15 protein-coding genes, 7 tRNA genes and 1 pseudogene are annotated in these 14,713 nt (G+C 72.2%); 9 read left to right on the plus strand and 14 right to left on the minus strand.

What is annotated here, in order from left to right; all coding sequences use genetic code 11:
• Positions 1 to 139: 139 nt before the first annotated feature.
• Positions 140 to 2,116, minus strand: coding sequence for a threonine--tRNA ligase (gene thrS / locus ACWH4W_RS26985; RefSeq protein WP_473078435.1), 1,977 nt, complete (start codon positions 2,114 to 2,116; stop codon positions 140 to 142).
• Between the two features lie 482 nt (positions 2,117 to 2,598).
• On the opposite strand from thrS, the gene ACWH4W_RS26990 reads away from it, so the two are divergent.
• The gene (locus ACWH4W_RS26990; RefSeq protein WP_473079273.1) at positions 2,599 to 3,324 is read left to right on the plus strand and encodes an exonuclease domain-containing protein; all 726 of its coding nucleotides are present in this window, start codon (positions 2,599 to 2,601) and stop codon (positions 3,322 to 3,324) included.
• A gap of 99 nt (positions 3,325 to 3,423) precedes the next feature.
• Here ACWH4W_RS26990 and ACWH4W_RS26995 read toward each other — a convergent pair.
• The 5 genes and pseudogenes from ACWH4W_RS26995 to ACWH4W_RS27015 form a co-directional block, all read right to left on the minus strand.
• Positions 3,424 to 3,495: transfer RNA gene (locus tag ACWH4W_RS26995), tRNA-Val, on the minus strand.
• Positions 3,496 to 3,534: 39 nt separating this feature from the next.
• A complete protein-coding gene (locus tag ACWH4W_RS27000; protein ID WP_473079274.1) occupies positions 3,535 to 3,984 on the minus strand; it encodes an SRPBCC family protein in 450 nt (149 codons plus the stop codon).
• A 108-nt stretch (positions 3,985 to 4,092) separates the two neighbouring features.
• A pseudogene (locus tag ACWH4W_RS27005) lies at positions 4,093 to 4,876 on the minus strand (extracellular solute-binding protein); the annotation flags it as partial.
• Positions 4,877 to 5,204: 328 nt separating this feature from the next.
• A tRNA-Val gene (locus ACWH4W_RS27010) sits at positions 5,205 to 5,276 on the minus strand.
• 79 nt (positions 5,277 to 5,355) lie between these two features.
• Positions 5,356 to 5,814 carry a TIGR02611 family protein gene (locus tag ACWH4W_RS27015; RefSeq protein WP_473078436.1) on the minus strand — a complete coding sequence of 153 codons (459 nt, stop codon included), beginning with the start codon at positions 5,812 to 5,814 and terminating at the stop codon, positions 5,356 to 5,358.
• Positions 5,815 to 6,005: 191 nt separating this feature from the next.
• Between ACWH4W_RS27015 and ACWH4W_RS27020 the strand changes: the two genes are divergently transcribed.
• Together ACWH4W_RS27020 and ACWH4W_RS27025 are read left to right on the plus strand one after the other, a co-directional pair.
• Positions 6,006 to 6,419, plus strand: coding sequence for an SsgA family sporulation/cell division regulator (locus tag ACWH4W_RS27020; protein ID WP_004002642.1), 414 nt, complete (start codon positions 6,006 to 6,008; stop codon positions 6,417 to 6,419).
• 842 nt (positions 6,420 to 7,261) lie between these two features.
• A complete protein-coding gene (locus tag ACWH4W_RS27025) occupies positions 7,262 to 7,822 on the plus strand; it encodes a CGNR zinc finger domain-containing protein (RefSeq protein WP_473078437.1) in 561 nt (186 codons plus the stop codon).
• 85 nt (positions 7,823 to 7,907) lie between these two features.
• On the opposite strand, the gene ACWH4W_RS27030 is transcribed toward ACWH4W_RS27025, so the two are convergent.
• Both ACWH4W_RS27030 and ACWH4W_RS27035 read right to left on the minus strand, forming a co-directional pair.
• Entirely contained in the window at positions 7,908 to 8,060 is a 153-nt protein-coding gene (locus ACWH4W_RS27030) for a hypothetical protein (RefSeq protein ID WP_190004184.1), read from the minus strand.
• Between the two features lie 149 nt (positions 8,061 to 8,209).
• On the minus strand, positions 8,210 to 8,662 hold the full coding sequence (locus ACWH4W_RS27035) for a hypothetical protein (protein ID WP_473078438.1): 453 nt from the start codon (positions 8,660 to 8,662) through the stop codon (positions 8,210 to 8,212).
• Positions 8,663 to 8,896: 234 nt separating this feature from the next.
• Here ACWH4W_RS27035 and ACWH4W_RS27040 point away from each other — a divergent pair, with 234 nt between their 5' ends.
• The gene (locus tag ACWH4W_RS27040; protein ID WP_473078439.1) at positions 8,897 to 9,421 is read left to right on the plus strand and encodes a DsbA family protein; all 525 of its coding nucleotides are present in this window, start codon (positions 8,897 to 8,899) and stop codon (positions 9,419 to 9,421) included.
• A gap of 31 nt (positions 9,422 to 9,452) precedes the next feature.
• Here the strand turns inward: ACWH4W_RS27040 and ACWH4W_RS27045 are convergent, their stop codons facing one another.
• Genes ACWH4W_RS27045 through ACWH4W_RS27055 form a run of 3 tightly spaced genes read right to left on the minus strand, consistent with a single transcriptional unit; the run spans position 9,453 to position 12,201 of the window.
• Positions 9,453 to 10,277 carry a GNAT family N-acetyltransferase gene (locus tag ACWH4W_RS27045; RefSeq protein WP_473078440.1) on the minus strand — a complete coding sequence of 275 codons (825 nt, stop codon included), beginning with the start codon at positions 10,275 to 10,277 and terminating at the stop codon, positions 9,453 to 9,455.
• Between the two features lie 53 nt (positions 10,278 to 10,330).
• Positions 10,331 to 11,152 carry an aminotransferase class IV gene (locus tag ACWH4W_RS27050; RefSeq protein WP_473078441.1) on the minus strand — a complete coding sequence of 274 codons (822 nt, stop codon included), beginning with the start codon at positions 11,150 to 11,152 and terminating at the stop codon, positions 10,331 to 10,333.
• Positions 11,149 to 12,201 (minus strand): chorismate-binding protein, encoded by a 1,053-nt coding sequence (locus tag ACWH4W_RS27055; protein WP_473078442.1) that lies wholly within the window; start codon positions 12,199 to 12,201, stop codon positions 11,149 to 11,151. The genes ACWH4W_RS27050 and ACWH4W_RS27055 overlap by 4 nt, the downstream gene beginning before the upstream one ends.
• A gap of 163 nt (positions 12,202 to 12,364) precedes the next feature.
• Here ACWH4W_RS27055 and ACWH4W_RS27060 point away from each other — a divergent pair.
• The 5 genes from ACWH4W_RS27060 (at position 12,365) to ACWH4W_RS27080 (ending at position 12,849) form a co-directional block, all read left to right on the plus strand.
• Positions 12,365 to 12,437, plus strand: a tRNA-Gly gene (locus tag ACWH4W_RS27060).
• Positions 12,438 to 12,474: 37 nt separating this feature from the next.
• Positions 12,475 to 12,548, plus strand: a tRNA-Cys gene (locus ACWH4W_RS27065).
• Position 12,549: 1 nt separating this feature from the next.
• Positions 12,550 to 12,621 (plus strand) — tRNA-Val (locus ACWH4W_RS27070).
• Between the two features lie 41 nt (positions 12,622 to 12,662).
• Positions 12,663 to 12,734, plus strand: a tRNA-Val gene (locus ACWH4W_RS27075).
• A gap of 43 nt (positions 12,735 to 12,777) precedes the next feature.
• Positions 12,778 to 12,849, plus strand: a tRNA-Val gene (locus tag ACWH4W_RS27080).
• 57 nt (positions 12,850 to 12,906) lie between these two features.
• On the opposite strand, the gene ACWH4W_RS27085 is transcribed toward ACWH4W_RS27080, so the two are convergent.
• From ACWH4W_RS27085 to ACWH4W_RS27095, 3 genes are all read right to left on the minus strand, one after another.
• Positions 12,907 to 13,188 (minus strand): TFIIB-type zinc ribbon-containing protein, encoded by a 282-nt coding sequence (locus ACWH4W_RS27085; RefSeq protein ID WP_473078443.1) that lies wholly within the window; start codon positions 13,186 to 13,188, stop codon positions 12,907 to 12,909.
• A 100-nt stretch (positions 13,189 to 13,288) separates the two neighbouring features.
• Positions 13,289 to 14,215, minus strand: a complete 927-nt coding sequence (locus ACWH4W_RS27090) for a phosphotransferase family protein (RefSeq protein ID WP_473078444.1) — start codon at positions 14,213 to 14,215, stop codon at positions 13,289 to 13,291.
• 173 nt (positions 14,216 to 14,388) lie between these two features.
• Positions 14,389 to 14,568 (minus strand): hypothetical protein, encoded by a 180-nt coding sequence (locus tag ACWH4W_RS27095; protein ID WP_473078445.1) that lies wholly within the window; start codon positions 14,566 to 14,568, stop codon positions 14,389 to 14,391.
• Positions 14,569 to 14,713 lie beyond the last annotated feature (145 nt).

Below are 14,713 nucleotides of genomic sequence, written 5' to 3' on the forward strand. Positions count from 1 at the left end.
TGGCGTGACCACGGGGCGGCGGCAAAAAGGCCCCCGGGATCGCTCCCGGGGGCCGAGCCCCGCGTCGCGGGGATCAGGTCGGCATATGCCACGTCCGACCGATCGCGTCCGGACCGCCCCTGCTTGCGCGGGGAGCAGGTCACACCTGGATCCGGCGCTCCACCACGTCAACGAGCTTCGCCAGCGCCTGGTCGCGCGGGATGCCGTTCTCCTGCGAACCGTCGCGGTAGCGGAACGACACCGTGCCCGCGTGCATGTCCTCGTCACCGACGATGATCATGAACGGGACCTTCTGCTTCTGCTGCGTGCGGATCTTCTTCTGCATCCGGTCCGAGGAGGAGTCCACCTCGACGCGCAGACCCTTGCGCCGTGCCTCGCCCGCGAACTCCTCCAGGTACTGCACGTGAGCGTCACCGACCGGGATGCCCACCGCCTGGACCGGGGCGAGCCACGCCGGGAAGGCGCCCGCGTAGTGCTCGAGGAGCACCGCGAAGAACCGCTCGATGGAGCCGAACAGCGCGCGGTGGATCATGACCGGACGCGTCTTGGAGCCGTCCGCGGCCGTGTACTCCAGGTCGAAACGCTCCGGCAGGTTGAAGTCGAGCTGGATGGTCGACATCTGCCAGGTGCGGCCGATCGCGTCGCGCGCCTGGACGGAGATCTTCGGACCGTAGAAAGCCGCGCCGCCCGGGTCCGCCACCAGTTCCAGGTTCTGCTTCTCGGCGACCTGGCGCAGCGTCTCGGTCGCCTCCTCCCAGGCCTCGTCGGAGCCGACGAACTTCTCCGGGTCCTTGGTGGACAGCTCCAGGTAGAAGTCGGTCAGGCCGTAGTCGCGCAGCAGGTTCAGGACGAAGGTGAGGGTCTTGTCGAGCTCCTCGGACATCTGCTCGCGGGTGCAGTAGATGTGCGCGTCGTCCTGGGTGAAGCCGCGGGCACGGGTCAGGCCGTGCACGACGCCCGACTTCTCGTACCGGTACACGGTGCCGAACTCGAACAACCTCAAGGGCAGTTCGCGGTAGGAGCGGCCGCGCGCGTCGAAGATCAGGTTGTGCATCGGGCAGTTCATGGGCTTGAGGTAGTAGTCCACGCCCTCGTCGAGCTGCATGGGCGGGTACATGCCGTCGGCGTACCAGTCCAGGTGGCCCGAGGTCTCGAAGAGCTTCCCCTTCGTCGCGTGCGGGGTGTAGACGAACTCGTAGCCCTCCTCCTCGTGGCGGCGCCGCGAGTAGTCCTCCATGACCCGGCGGACGATGCCGCCCTTGGGGTGGAAGACGGCGAGGCCGGAGCCGATCTGCTCCGGGATGGAGAACAGGTCGAGCTCGCTGCCGAGCTTGCGGTGGTCGCGCTTCTCGGCCTCGGCGAGGAACTCCAGGTGCGCCTTCAGCTCCTCCTTGGAGGGCCAGGCGGTGCCGTAGATGCGCTGGAGCATCGGGTTCTTCTCGCTGCCGCGCCAGTAGGCGGCTGCGTTGCGCATCAGCTTGAACGCCGGGATGTTCCGGGTGGTGGGCAGGTGGGGGCCCCGGCAGAGGTCCTTCCAGCACAGCTCGCCGGTCTTGGCGTCCAGGTTGTCGTAGATCGTCAGCTCACCGGCGCCGACCTCGACGTCCGCGCCGTCCTCGGACGAGGCGGCGCCCTTGAGGCCGATCAGCTCCAGCTTGTACGGCTCGTCGGCGAGCTCCTCGCGGGCGGCCTCGTCGGTCACCACGCGGCGGGAGAAGCGCTGGCCGCGCTTCTGGATCTCCTGCATCTTCTTCTCGATGGCCTTGAGATCCTCGGGCGTGAAGGGCTTCTCCACGTCGAAGTCGTAGTAGAAGCCGTCCCGCACCGGCGGGCCGATGCCGAGCTTGGCCTCGGGGAACAGCTCCTGCACGGCCTGGGCCATCACGTGCGCGGTGGAGTGGCGCAGGATGTCGAGGCCGTCCTCGGAGGAGATCTCGACGCCCTCGACGGTCTCGCCGTCCCTGACCTCGTACGAGAGGTCCTTGAGCTCTCCGGCCACGCGTGCGGCGATGACGGAACGCTCGCCGGTGAAGAGCTCGGCGGCCGTAGTGCCCGTCGTCACCACGCGTTCTTCCCGCTCGGAATCGCGTTGGATGATCACACGGACGTCTGACACCGGTCTCTCCTGACTGAAGGCTGTGGTCGCGGCGCCATACCGGAGCGCACGCATGGGTGCGATCGTACCGACCCGGGACCGGTCGAGGCGAAATCAGCCGTCGCGGGCCGGGCCGCGGGCCTCGCCGAAGCCGCCCGCGCATCCGCGCCGGCGGGCCCACGAGGAGCGCGTGTCCGGCGGTCCGGTGATCGTCTCCACCGGGCGCGACGCGGAGACGGCGGCATGGTGCGCCCGCGGACACCCGCAGCCGCACCGTCGCCCGCGACCGGGACCGTGTGCCCGCGGGCGGCGGGTGCGCGCTCCGGTCGCGGCCCGCCCGTTCGGGCTGCACGGCGGCCACGGCCAACTGCCGTCCGGAACAGCCGGATCCCCGTGCGGGTCGCTGAACTGCCCCCGGAGTAGTGCGCGAACGGTCCGGGTATCACCGGTCAGAGCAGTGCGCGGTACGTCGACTGCTGCTGGTGAGCGAGGGGTTGGTGGGTATGACGTGCTGGTACGAGGGGCCGCTGGCCGCCTTCGACACGGAGACCACGGGCGTGGACGTCGAGAACGACCGGATCGTGTCGGCCGCCCTCGTCGTCCAGGACGCCCCGGGCGCCCGACCGCGGACGACCCGCTGGCTGGTGAACCCGGGCGTGCCGGTGCCGGCCGCCGCGACCGAGGTGCACGGGCTGACGGAGGAGCACCTGCGGCGCAACGGCCGCTGGCCCGCGCCGGTGATGTACGAGGTGGCGCAGGCGCTGGCGGAGCAGGCGGCCGTGGGCCGGCCGGTGGTGGTGATGAACGCACCGTTCGATCTGACGCTGCTGGACCGGGAGTTGCGCCGGCACCGGGCGTCGTCGCTGGCCCGCTGGTTCGAGCGGACGCCGCTGCTGGTGCTGGACCCGCGGGTGCTGGACAAGCATCTGGACCGCTACCGCGAGGGCCGCCGCACGCTGGCCGGTCTGTGCGCGCACTACGAGGTGGAGCTGGAGGAGGCGCACGAAGCGGCGGCGGACGCGGCGGCCGCGCTGGAGGTCACCCGGGCGGTGGGCCGCCGGTTCGCGTCCCGGCTGGAGCGGCTGTCCCCCGGTGAGCTGCACACCTTGCAGGCGGTGTGGCACGCGGCGCAGGCGCGGGGCCTGCAGGCGTGGTTCCAGCGCACCGGCACGGAGGAGGTCGTCGATCCGGCCTGGCCCTTGCGTCCGGACCTGCCGGCAGCCGCCTGACCTGGGGGATCGGGCTCGCGACGACGCCTTCGCCGCGCACAACACCAAAAAGAGCGACGTGGTCCGTTGTACAACGGACACACGTCGCTCTTCCGAGCGTGGGCGATACTGGGTTCGAACCAGTGACCTCTTCGGTGTGAACGAAGCGCTCTCCCACTGAGCTAATCGCCCGGGAACGCACTGAACCATACAGGTCCGGGGACGCTTCCTTCAAACCGCTCGCAGGTGCGCCGCCAGTCCGCGCCGGCCGGCCCGCAGCATCAGCGCGTGGTTGGCGCGGAAGAGGGGTCGTCCGGGCACGGCCAGCAGGCGCAGCAGCCGCGCCCGGGCGTCGACCTCCTGCTCGTAGTGGGCGAGGCAGCCGTGGGCGCCCAGATCGGTGACGGTCCAGCGCGCCCAGCCGTCGATGTCGCCGGACAATCCTGCCTCCAGCACGCCGCTCTCCCGGTCCCGCCGCCCCTCGTGCAGGGTGAAGGTCAGGTCGTACGGGAGCACGGAGCGGATCGTGACGATGCCGGTGGTGTCGTCGAGGCGGGCGACCTCCCGCACCTGCGGCCACCACCGGGGGTAGTCCTCGATGCGCTCCAGTGCGCCGTAGACGGTCACGGCGGGCGCGGACAGGGTCCACACACTGCGGAAGCGGTAATGGTTCCGGTCCATGTACGGAGTGTGCCCGTCCGCGCCCGGCTCGTGCGTCACGGCATGCGGTCCCCCAGGAGTGCGAGGTTCCCGACGGCGGCGAGTCCGTGGAGGGCGGTGTCGTTGGGTGCTGAGCGTCAGCGGGCGGAGGAACTGGCCGGTCCGCCTGCCGCCGGTGGCGGGGACGGGCGCGAGTCCGTACTCGCTCCTGCCCTCGGGGGTGTGGCGGACGGTGAAGCTGTCCCAGGCGAACTCGCCGCCCGCGAGTGCGGCGGGGAGCGTCGGCCCGGGCATGACCTGCGCCACCTTCTTGGGGTCGGCGAAGAGGCCGGACCTCACGCCCTCCTCCTTCGTCCACCACCGTGTCAGATCCACCTCGGTGGAACCGAGATCGTTCTCGGTGAGGAACGCCGTGCCGTTCTGACGCAGGTACAGGTCGTAGAGGTACATGCCGCTGTCGCCGGTCCGGCCCGCCCGGGAGCCCTCCATGCGCAGGTCGCCGGCCTTCACCTGCGCGTGGAGGTCGAGGAGCACATCCTTCGCATCGTATTCACGGAGGAATCCGCTGACATTCTGGAAGACGTCCGGCGGATTCCCGCTGGAAGTCTGCGTGTCGGACTTCCTCCAGAAATCCGTGTACGGCTGGAAGACGGTCTTGACCTTGGTCTTCGGGTACTTCTTCTCAAGAGATCGGCGGTCTTGTCGATGCGCTGCGCCCGGCCCTCGGCACCCCACCAGGCATAACGGATCGTCACGGTTCCGCTTCCGGAACCGCTTCCGCCACCGCAGGCGGTCGCCGTCGCGCCGGGCCCCGTGACGGCGAGCGAGACCCCGCCGCCTTGAGGACCGTCCGCCCCTCCCCACCCTTGCCCTGCTGCCTACAGGGCTCCTCGCGACGTCCCCGGCCACTCATGAATGGTTTCAAGCAAGCGCTCGCCAACACAGGGCCCGAGCCCTCATGAGCGCGTCAATGATTCGGACAGGAATTGACGGCGGATCCTCGCGGGGGCATGACGGCGGGCGCGTCCGGCGAAGATCCGGGCCGGCAGGGAAAACGGCAGGTCCCGCGCCTGCGACCGACCGGCCGAACAACGCGGCGACGGCCGCGGCGGGCCACGCGGAAGGTCACGGTCGGGTGAACACGAGCGAAGCGGAACGGCGTGGAGGCCGAGGCGGGAACGCCTTCTCGCAACGACGAAGCGGTCCGGCTCACTGTTGGTGAGCCGGACCGCTTGACCCGGTGGGCGATACTGGGTTCGAACCAGTGACCTCTTCGGTGTGAACGAAGCGCTCTCCCACTGAGCTAATCGCCCGGGCGCAGGAAGAACATTACCCCATGTCAGGGGGTGCCCGTGACCACGGGGAGCCGGGCGGCCCGGCCCTCGGCGCCCGTCACTGGTCCTTGATCTTCCAGGGCATCTGCAGACCGAACTTCCACAGGTAGAAGCCGGCCAGCGCGGCCACGATCACCAGGCCGACCGAGGTCAGAATGATGTTGCGGCGCCGCACCTTGGGGTCCAGCGCCCGCTGGGCGGCCTCCGTGACCTTGCGCTTGGTCCAGCGCAGCACCAGCTGGGCCCAGACGAACTCGGTCGCCCAGACCGCCATGCCGCCGAAGATCACGACCCACCCCGGGCCGGGCAGCACCAGCATCAGGGCCCCGGCCACCACCACGGCCAGGCCGACGACGAAGACCCCCACCTGCCAGCTCAGATGCAGCGCGCGCCGCGCCTTCACGAATTCGGGCGCCCTCGACCCGAGCCCCCGCTCGTCCTGACGCTCGCTCTCGTCCACCGTCACCCCGTGGGCCGCGGTCACGGCCTCGCCGGACGTGTTACTCCCCGTGTTCATGCAGCCCAACACTACCGGAGCCGAAGACGTCACCGGAACGGGCGCGGAGTCCGAACGATCTCTCGGCCGGAAGAGTTACGTAATCCCACGCAAAACACGCAGAGGGGTTTACAACGGCACCGTAGGTGGCATGTCGATTTCGCCGACGTGCGAATCCCCGAGCGCACACTGAGCGAAAGGCCCTGGCGCTTATGAACACCACGGTCAGCTGCGAGCTGCACCTGCGCCTCGTTGTGTCGAGCGAGTCCTCCCTGCCTGTCCCCGCAGGCCTGCGGTACGACACGGCCGACCCCTACGCCGTGCACGCCACCTTCCACACCGGAGCCGAGGAAACCGTCGAGTGGGTGTTCGCCCGCGACCTCCTCGCCGAGGGACTTCACCGCCCCACGGGCACCGGCGACGTCCGCGTCTGGCCGTCGCGCAGTCATGGTCAGGGCGTCGTGTGCATCGCCCTGAGCTCTCCGGAGGGCGAGGCCCTGCTGGAGGCCCCGGCACGGGCTCTGGAGTCCTTCCTGAAGCGCACCGACGCCGCCGTGCCGCCCGGCACGGAACACCGGCACTTCGACCTCGATCAGGAGCTCTCGCACATCCTGGCGGAAAGCTAGGCGAGGCCCGCGAAGCCGCCCGGCGCCGTCGACTCGGGGTGACGGCTCGGGCCCGGACAGCCGCATACGGGATGCAGCCGCATACGGCTCACACACACCGGCGCCGACGCCGCGGGTCGCCGCGGCTCGGCGCCGGTGTGCTGTGCGGGGCGCGGGCGTGTGAAGGGGTGAGGGAGCACGGGCACGTCCGGCGGCGGGGCGGGCGCCTGGGTCGGGGCCGACGCGTGGCCCCGGGGGTGCCCGGCACCGGGTGTGCGCCGGGGCGGGGTGAGCGCGCGCCGAGACGCGTCTGCACCTGATCGAGGGGTGCTGGGGGCGCGCCTGGAAGCGGGACCGACCGTCGATCTGGGCTGGGTGCGCGAACGCAGGGGTCTGCGCACGTCCGTGCGGCTCCAAAGGCGGGGGACGGGCGTGAAGCGCCGGAGGCATGGGGCGGTGCTGCTCGGAGTCGAGCATGCGCCCGCCCGTTCGGGGCCGGGCGTGGACGTGTTCGAGGAGCGTGCACGCCGGCTCGGGGCCGCGTGCGTGGGCGATGGGAAACGGGTGCGCACGCCGGGTCTGGGCCGGAGGCGTGGGGCGCCGGGAGAACGGGGCGCGCGCAGCCCGTCCGGGGTCCGACGCGTGGGTGGGCGCGGTGGCCTGTCAGGGCCGCCCCGGGCCGGGTGTGGGCGCGCGGAGGGTGCGGCCCGGCCGCGTGCTCGCGAGGCCCGGGAACCCCCGGGTCTCGTTCCGCGCTCAATTCGAAGCCATGTGGGGAGCAGGGAGGTGCGGGGCGCGCCGGAGCCACTACCATCGGCCACCATCGGCGGGCGCCCGCCCGACCCCAGGCCAGGGAGCGAATCGTGTTGATCACCCATGACACCCGGTGCGCGCTGAACACCGTGGTGGATCTGGTGAACACCGCACCGGAGGACGACGGGACACCGGACGGACTGCCGGACGTCCCGGCCCTCGATGCGTTCGTGCGGGACCACGAGGTCAGTGAGGTCGGGGCGCTCACCGAGTTCGACCTGGCCGCGGTGCGCAGGATCCGGGCGCGGTTCGCCGCGGTGTTCGCCGCCCCCGACGCCCGCAGCGCCGCCACGATGATCAACGAGCTGATCGCGGCCGCCGGCACCACGCCCCGGCTCACCGACCACGACGGCTACGACTGGCACGTGCACTACTTCGCCCCCGGCGCCTCCGTGGCCGATCACCTGGCCGCCGACTGCGGCATGGCGCTGGCGTTCTTCGTGGTCGCCGGCGAGCAGGAGCGTCTGCGCCGCTGCGAGGCGCCGGACTGCAGACACGCCTTCGTCGACCTCTCCCGCAACCGCTCGCGCCGCTACTGCGACAGCCGCACCTGCGGCAACCGGCTGCACGTGGCCGCCTACCGGGCGCGCCGCAAGGAGGCGGCCGGCTGACCGGCCCCGGCCGCCACGGAGCGTCACCGCAGATGCCGGGCCGACGCGGTCCCGACGGGTGACGCCGGGGAACCGCGGGTACGGCTCACAGCCACAGCAGGTCGTGCAAGGCGGCCGTGAGAAGCAGACACCCGATCACCGCCAGGAAGATCATCAGCGGTGGCTGGGATAGGGCGAAGAGGCATCCGCGCGGCTCGCCCTGCTGCGGCGCGGCATCGCTCTGTGTCGTGTCCAGCATCTCGCCGCGATGATGACGCATCGGACGGGCACGAGGCGATCAACACTCGGGCACCACACACGCGCACGCGGAAAGCGCGGTCTACCGGTCAGAGCGTGATCATTTCCGAGCGGTCCGGGACCCCCTGTGACGCATGCGGTCCCAGGCGGTCATATGCCGTGCTTCTTGAGGATGGCCTCGATGTCGCTGAAGTCGTCGTCCCCCTGGGCGGCCGGCGTCTGCCGCCGGGGCGCGGGGCTCTGCCCCCGGGACGGCGCCTGTCCGAGGGCGGGCGCGGAGGCGCCCGGTGCCGTGGCCGCGGGGGCGGCCGTCTCCTGTGCCGCCTTGCGCTCCTTGCGGGCGCCGCCCCGCCGGCGCTCCACGGTGCGGGTCGTGGCGAACAGCACCCAGGACAGGCCCAGCAGGCCGAAGCCGACCCATGCCGTCGGGCTGAAGGCGGTGTCCGCGAGCCACTCGACGACGCCGGTCAGCACCAGACCGAGCGGCACCAGCGCGTACGCGGCGATGCGGGTCGCGGTGAGGTAGCGCTTGCGGTAGGCCGTGACCACCGCGATGCCCAGGCCCGCCGCGGCGACGGCGGAGCAGACGGTCTCGGCAATCATCCGGTCCTCCAGAGCAGCGTGCGTGCGGTCGCGAGCGACTTCGTCCCTTCCATCCTGCACCCGCCGCACCCCGAGCGGCCATGCCCGGGGCGGACATCAGGGACATCTCCGGGTCACGGCTCCTCCGCAGGTGCCGGTCGGCACACACGTAAGGGATCTCCGGGCCGCGGTGGAGGGTCCGGTGCGCGGGACCGGATTGGGTGGTGCCGGGCACCGGCTGGAAGACTGTCGCCCATGAACGACTCCTCCCCCGCCCGCTTCTCCGCCCCCGTCCTCGACGTGTGGTGCGAGCTGCAGTGCGCCGACTGCCGAACCGCCCTGGACGACCTCCGCGCCCTGCGGGCCCGGTACGGCGACCGGCTGGAGATCCGGCTGCGGCACTTCCCGCTGGAGAAGCACAAGCACGCCTTCGCCGCCGCCCAGGCCGCCGAGGAGGCGTGGGAGCAGGGCCGGGGCTGGGAGTACGCGGAGACCGTGCTCGGCCGGGTCGAGGAGCTGGAGCGCCGGGGCGAGGCCGTCCTGGTCGAGACCGCACGTGAGCTGGGTCTGGACGCCGACGAGGTCGACACCGCCCTGATCGACGGGCGGCACATCCTGGTGGTCGACGCGGACCAGGCCGAGGGCAAGGCGATCGGGGTGACCGGGACGCCGACGTACGTCATCGGCGGTGAGCGGCTCGACGGCGGCAGGAGCCAGGAGGGGCTGCGCGAGCGGATCGAGGAGATCGCGGACCGGCTGCTGGCCGGACAGGACCTCTGACCCACGCCCCCCGGCCCTGTCGCCCCGGCGGCTACACCAGCGGCTTGTACAGCGAGTACCGCGTCGCGGTGTAGCCGAGCGAGTCGTAGAGCCGCTCGGCCGGGGTGTTGCCCGCGAACACGTTCAGGCCGATGGCCCGGTTGCCCGCGGCGGCCGCCTGCGCCTCGGCGAGGAGCATGAGGCTGCGCCCGTGGCCCCGGCCGCGGTGGGCGGGCGACACCTCCACGTCGAACACGTACCCGCGTTCGCCGCGCACCGCGAGCCACAGCGTGCCGACCGCGGTCCCCTCGTGCTCCAGGACGCTGAGGACCATGTCCTCCGTGGCGAGGCCGTCGGGCAGCAGTGCCGTCCCGTCCGCGGCGGCCTTGGCCCGCGCCTCCGCCTCGGGCACTCCGCGCCGCGCCCACTCCCGCGCGTACTCCGCCGAGCTCTCGGCCTGCCAGGGACCGAACTCCTCCTCGGTCATGGGCCGGGCGCGGGTGCCCTCCGGAAGGGCGGGCGGGGTGTCGCCCAGGGCCTTCTCCATGGCCCGGTTGCGCACGACGTAGCCGAGCGCCGTGGCGAGGGCGAGGGCGGCGCCCGGGCGGGCGGGGACGGTGACCTCGATCCGGCGGCAGCCCCAGCCGCGGGCCACCTCCTCCGCCGCGAGGGCGGCCACCGTGCCCCGGCCGCGCCGCCGGTCCGGTTCGTCGACGCGCAGACCGGCGATCCGCGCCACGGCGTCGCCGAAGACGGGGTCCGTGCCGAGGCGCACCTCCCCCACGGGACGGCTGTTCACACAGACGTGGAAGTGACGCGAACGCGTCCCGTCGGGGTTCCGCTGAAGCGGCTCGGTCGGCCGCAGGGTGGTCGTCATCACGGGTGTTCTACCCCGCGGCGATCCCCTGCCTCAGCCGGTTTTCCGGCCCTTCACGGGTCGATGTCCGCCGCGGACCGCTCCTCGAAGACGCGCAGGGCCTCGGCCGTCACCGGGCCGGGGACGCCGGACAGTTCGCGGTCGTCGACGCGGTGCACCGCCTGCACGTCGCGCAGGGTGGAGGTGAGGAAGATCTCGTCGGCCTCCCGCAGGACGTCCAGCGGCAGGTCGGTCTCCTTGGCCCCGGCCCACTCGGCGACCAGCTCACGGGTGATGCCCGCGAGGCAGCCGGAGGAGAGCGGCGGGGTGTGGAGCTCGCCGTCGAGGACGACGAAGACGTTCGACCCGGTGCCCTCGCAGAGCTGTCCGACGGTGTTGCCGAACAGTGCCTCGGTGGCGCCCTGTTCGTGGGCGCGGGCGAGGGCGACGACGTTCTCGGCGTACGAGGTGGTCTTCAGACCGGTGAGCGCGCCGCGTTCGTTGCGGGTCCAGGGCACGGTGACGACGGCCGTGGTGTCCGGCCGGCGGGCGGTCTCGCCGAGGGCGACCACGAGGGTCGGGCCCCGGTCGCCGCGGTCGGAGCCGAGCGGGCCGTGTCCGCCGGTGTAGGTGAGGCGCAGCCGGCCGAGCGGCACGGGGTTGGCCTCGAGGACGGCGGCGCAGGCGCGGCGGACCTCGTCCAGGTCGGGGTCGGGCAGTCCGAGGCCCCGGGCCGAGCGGGTCAGCCGGTCGAGATGCCGGGTGAGGGCGAACGGCCGGCCGGCCACGGCCTTCACCGTCTCGAAGATGCCGTCGCCCACGGTCAGTCCGTGGTCGAAGACGGAGACGCGGGCGGACTCGGAGTCCCGCAGCGCGCCGTCGAGCCAGATCTTCACGTCTGGATCCTTTCGCTCACCTGGTACGTCCCCGACGCTACCGCGAGCAGCCGGGAGGCCTTCAGCTCGGTCTCCCGCCACTCCCCCTCGGGGTCGGAACCCCAGGTGATGCCGGCGCCGGTGCCGAACCGCAGCACGGCCCGGCCGTCCGCGTCCCGGTCGATCCAGAAGGTGCGGATGCCGACGGCGAGCACGCCGGTGCCGCGGTCGGCGTCGACCCAGCCGATCCCCCCGCAGTACGGGCCGCGCGGCGCGGTCTCCAGCGCCTCGATGATCCGCAGCGCGCTGGACTTGGGCGCCCCGGTGACGGAGCCGGGCGGGAAGGCGGCGCGCAGCAGTCCGGGCCAGCCCTCGCCGTCGCGCAGTTCGCCGCGGACCGTGGACACGAGGTGGACCAGGCCCGGGTGTTTCTCGACGGCGCAGAGGTCGGGGACCGTGACCGTGCCGGTGGCGCAGACCTGTCCGACGTCGTTGCGGACCAGGTCGACGATCATGACGTTCTCGGCGTAGTCCTTCTCCAGCAGGTCCGCCTCGGTCCGGCCGGTGCCCTTGATCGGCCCGGACTCCACGGCCCGGCCCTCCCGGCGGAGGAACAGCTCGGGCGATGCGGTGGCGATCTCCACGCCGTGCCGCGGCAGCCGAATCGTTCCTGCGTACGGCGCCGGGTTGCCGCGGGCCAGCAGGGCGGTGAGGGCGTCCACGTCGGCGTCCGGAGGCACCGGCGCGGACAGGACGCGGCAGAGGTTCGCCTGATAGACCTCGCCCGCCGCTATGTGGTCGCGGATGCGGCGCACCGCCGCCGTGTACCCGGCGCGGTCCAGGGAGGACGTCCAGTCGCCGGCCGCCGGTCCCCGCCAGGCGCCCGGCGCCGGGGGCGGCACGGGCTCCTCCCGGACGTCCTGGAACCGGGCGCAGGTCAGACGCCCCTCGAAGTCGGCGGCGACGGCCCAGAAGCCCGTGGAGTCGAGGGCGGCGGGGTCGTCGGTGACGTCGGCGAGGCCGGTGGCGACGCGGTCACCGAAGCGCGCGAGAGGTGGCAGGTCGAGCACGCCACGAGTCTATGGCGGGGACGCACGGGTGACGTGACCACGCCCGTGAGCACCCGTGAGCAGGCGTGACGCAGCACGCTGCGCAAACGGGTTTTTGTACTGGCCCCGGAATCCGCTAGAGTTCAGTTCGTCGCCGGGACGCGCAAGCGGACCGAAACGACAGGCGGACGTAGCTCAGTTGGTAGAGCGCAACCTTGCCAAGGTTGAGGTCGCGAGTTCGAGCCTCGTCGTCCGCTCGAAGGAAGAGGGGGCTTCCCGGTCCCCTGCACTCCTGGTGGAGTGGCCGAGAGGCGAGGCAACGGCCTGCAAAGCCGTCTACACGGGTTCAAATCCCGTCTCCACCTCCAAGGACGATTAGCTCAGCGGGAGAGCGCTTCCCTGACACGGAAGAGGTCACTGGTTCAATCCCAGTATCGTCCACTGGATCTTCGGTCTTCGACAGATCATCGAAGTTCCGGCCCGCGCGATTAGCTCAGCGGGAGAGCGCTTCCCTGACACGGAAGAGGTCACTGGTTCAATCCCAGTATCGCGCACGCAGTGCCCGTGGTCCGCTCCGCTGAGTGGTCATGGCCCCGAGGACGATTAGCTCAGCGGGAGAGCGCTTCCCTGACACGGAAGAGGTCACTGGTTCAATCCCAGTATCGTCCACACGGCTCGAAGCCCCCGGTCCGGCGACCGGGGGCTTCGTCGTGAGCCCGTCAGCCGTCAGCTCGAGAAGAGCATGTGCCCGAAGCTCTTGTGACGGCGGTGGCCGTAGTGGCTCCCGTGCGGCGCGCCCCACGCCGGGGCCTGCGGCGCCGCGGCCGGGTAGGCCTGGGGTGCGGCGGGCGGGGGCGGGGCGGGCTGCGACCACTGGGACTCGAGCCGGGTCAGCGCCTCGAGCTCGCCGTAGTCGAGGAAGATCCCCTTGCACCCGCTGCACTGCTCGATCTGGACACCGTTGCGGTTGTACGTGTGCATGGGGGCACGGCACTTCGGACACTGCATCTTCGGTTCAACTCCTCGCCGGTCGTATCTGCCTCGCGTATCGCTTGGACAGACTCCGTCCGGCTGCGCGCCGGTTGCACCTTACGTCGGGGAATTCCCCTCAGTCCGCCGGGGCGGCGGCCGGCACGGACCGCATGCGCGCGCAGGCGTCGACCAGCCACTCCTCCACCTCGTCCAGGGGCCGGCCCGCCGCGGCCGCCTTGGTGACGGCGCGGGCGGCGGTCTGCGCGGTCAGGGCGCGGGCCGGGACGTCCAGCGCCGGCCAGGGATCGCCGTCGGGCGGTACGGCCGGACCGCCGGCGGCGCGGTAGGCGGCCAGGAAGCGGTGCCAGGCGTCGGGGGCGAGCATTCCCACGGCGTACCAGGCGGCGGGGCGGGCCAGGTCCCAGACCGGTGGGCCCGCGCCGACGTCGTCCACGTCGATCAGCAGCCACGGGCTGCCCGGGGCGGGGTCGCGTATCAGCTGGCCCAGGTGGAAGTCGCCGTGGCAGAGGCGTACGGGGCCCGGCGCGGGCGCCTCGCCACGGGCCCAGGGCGGAAGGTCCGCCCAGGCGTCCAGCACGGGGGCGGCGGCAGGGTGGCGCGGGGTGAGGTCCCGGAGGAGCGCGACGGCGCGGGCGGCCTTCTCGGGGCCGCGCGCGGGGGGCACGGTCTCGGGGAGCGGGGCGCTGTGGAGGCGGGCGAGAAGGGCGGCCGCCTGCTCCCAGGGGGCGGCGTCCGGGTCGTCCGGGTCCACGGGCGTGCCGTACGGCCAGTACGTGACCGGGCGGCCGTGCAACTCCGCGGGGACCGGGGTGAGCGGGGAGAGCAGGACACCGGGGAGGCGGGCGGCGACGGCGAGGCGGAGGGTCAGTGCGGCGGGGTCGGTGCCGGGGGCGTGCGCCTTGGCCACGGCGCCGGCGTGCCGGACGACGGTGGTGTCCTCGCGGTGGGCGAGGGTGGCGGCGGTGCAGAGGCAGGCGGCGTCGCGGGCGTGGGCCGCCTCCGTGGCGCGGGCGGTCAGGGCGGGGAGGAGGTCCTCGGTCACGGGGTGAGGCTACGCGGGCCCCGCGGGCGTGTTCCGGGCGCCGGGGAAAAGCGATGCCGGCGCAGCTCCCCAGCTGCGCCGGCATCTTGCCGTCCGCCGCACCCCCGTCCCCACGGGGTTTCATGGGCGGATGTCCCCGCCCGGACCGCTCTTCCGGGCCCGGGGTCGCTGGATCAGCGCCCCAGCATCTCGCCCACGGACGACGCCTGTGTGGTCACCGTCTCCCACCCGTCGAAGACGAGGAGGAGCAGGACCGCCAGGGGGAGGGCCATCAACGTCGCCACCAGCGGGTGCCGGCGGCCCTTGCCGCGATCCCGCGTGCGGAACGACGTCCGCGGTGCCGTGTACGCCATGGCCCCTCTCCTGACCGTTTCTCTTGTCTGTTTCTGTTGTCTGCGGCAGCGGCGGGCGCCCGGCTTCGGGGGGACGAGTGCCGCACCCGCCGCTCGACCTCAAATCTAGGGGCCCCCGGCTTCCCTCACGTCATGCCCTCGTACC

This window comes from Streptomyces sp. DSM 120436, assembly GCF_055778765.1.

What these genes read in the sequence shown, in the direction of transcription:
- ACWH4W_RS27020 (WP_004002642.1), top strand. Translation starts at nt 6,006, where the DNA reads ATGAACACCACGGTCAGCTGCGAGCTGCACCTGCGCCTCGTTGTGTCG.
- ACWH4W_RS27000 (WP_473079274.1), bottom strand. Translation starts at nt 3,984, where the DNA reads ATGGACCGGAACCATTACCGCTTCCGCAGTGTGTGGACCCTGTCCGCG.
- ACWH4W_RS27035 (WP_473078438.1), bottom strand. Translation starts at nt 8,662, where the DNA reads ATGATTGCCGAGACCGTCTGCTCCGCCGTCGCCGCGGCGGGCCTGGGC.
- ACWH4W_RS27040 (WP_473078439.1), top strand. Translation starts at nt 8,897, where the DNA reads ATGAACGACTCCTCCCCCGCCCGCTTCTCCGCCCCCGTCCTCGACGTG.
- ACWH4W_RS27015 (WP_473078436.1), bottom strand. Translation starts at nt 5,814, where the DNA reads ATGAACACGGGGAGTAACACGTCCGGCGAGGCCGTGACCGCGGCCCAC.
- ACWH4W_RS27095 (WP_473078445.1), bottom strand. Translation starts at nt 14,568, where the DNA reads ATGGCGTACACGGCACCGCGGACGTCGTTCCGCACGCGGGATCGCGGC.
- ACWH4W_RS27030 (WP_190004184.1), bottom strand. Translation starts at nt 8,060, where the DNA reads ATGCTGGACACGACACAGAGCGATGCCGCGCCGCAGCAGGGCGAGCCG.
- ACWH4W_RS26990 (WP_473079273.1), top strand. Translation starts at nt 2,599, where the DNA reads ATGACGTGCTGGTACGAGGGGCCGCTGGCCGCCTTCGACACGGAGACC.
- ACWH4W_RS27085 (WP_473078443.1), bottom strand. Translation starts at nt 13,188, where the DNA reads ATGCAGTGTCCGAAGTGCCGTGCCCCCATGCACACGTACAACCGCAAC.
- ACWH4W_RS27045 (WP_473078440.1), bottom strand. Translation starts at nt 10,277, where the DNA reads ATGACGACCACCCTGCGGCCGACCGAGCCGCTTCAGCGGAACCCCGAC.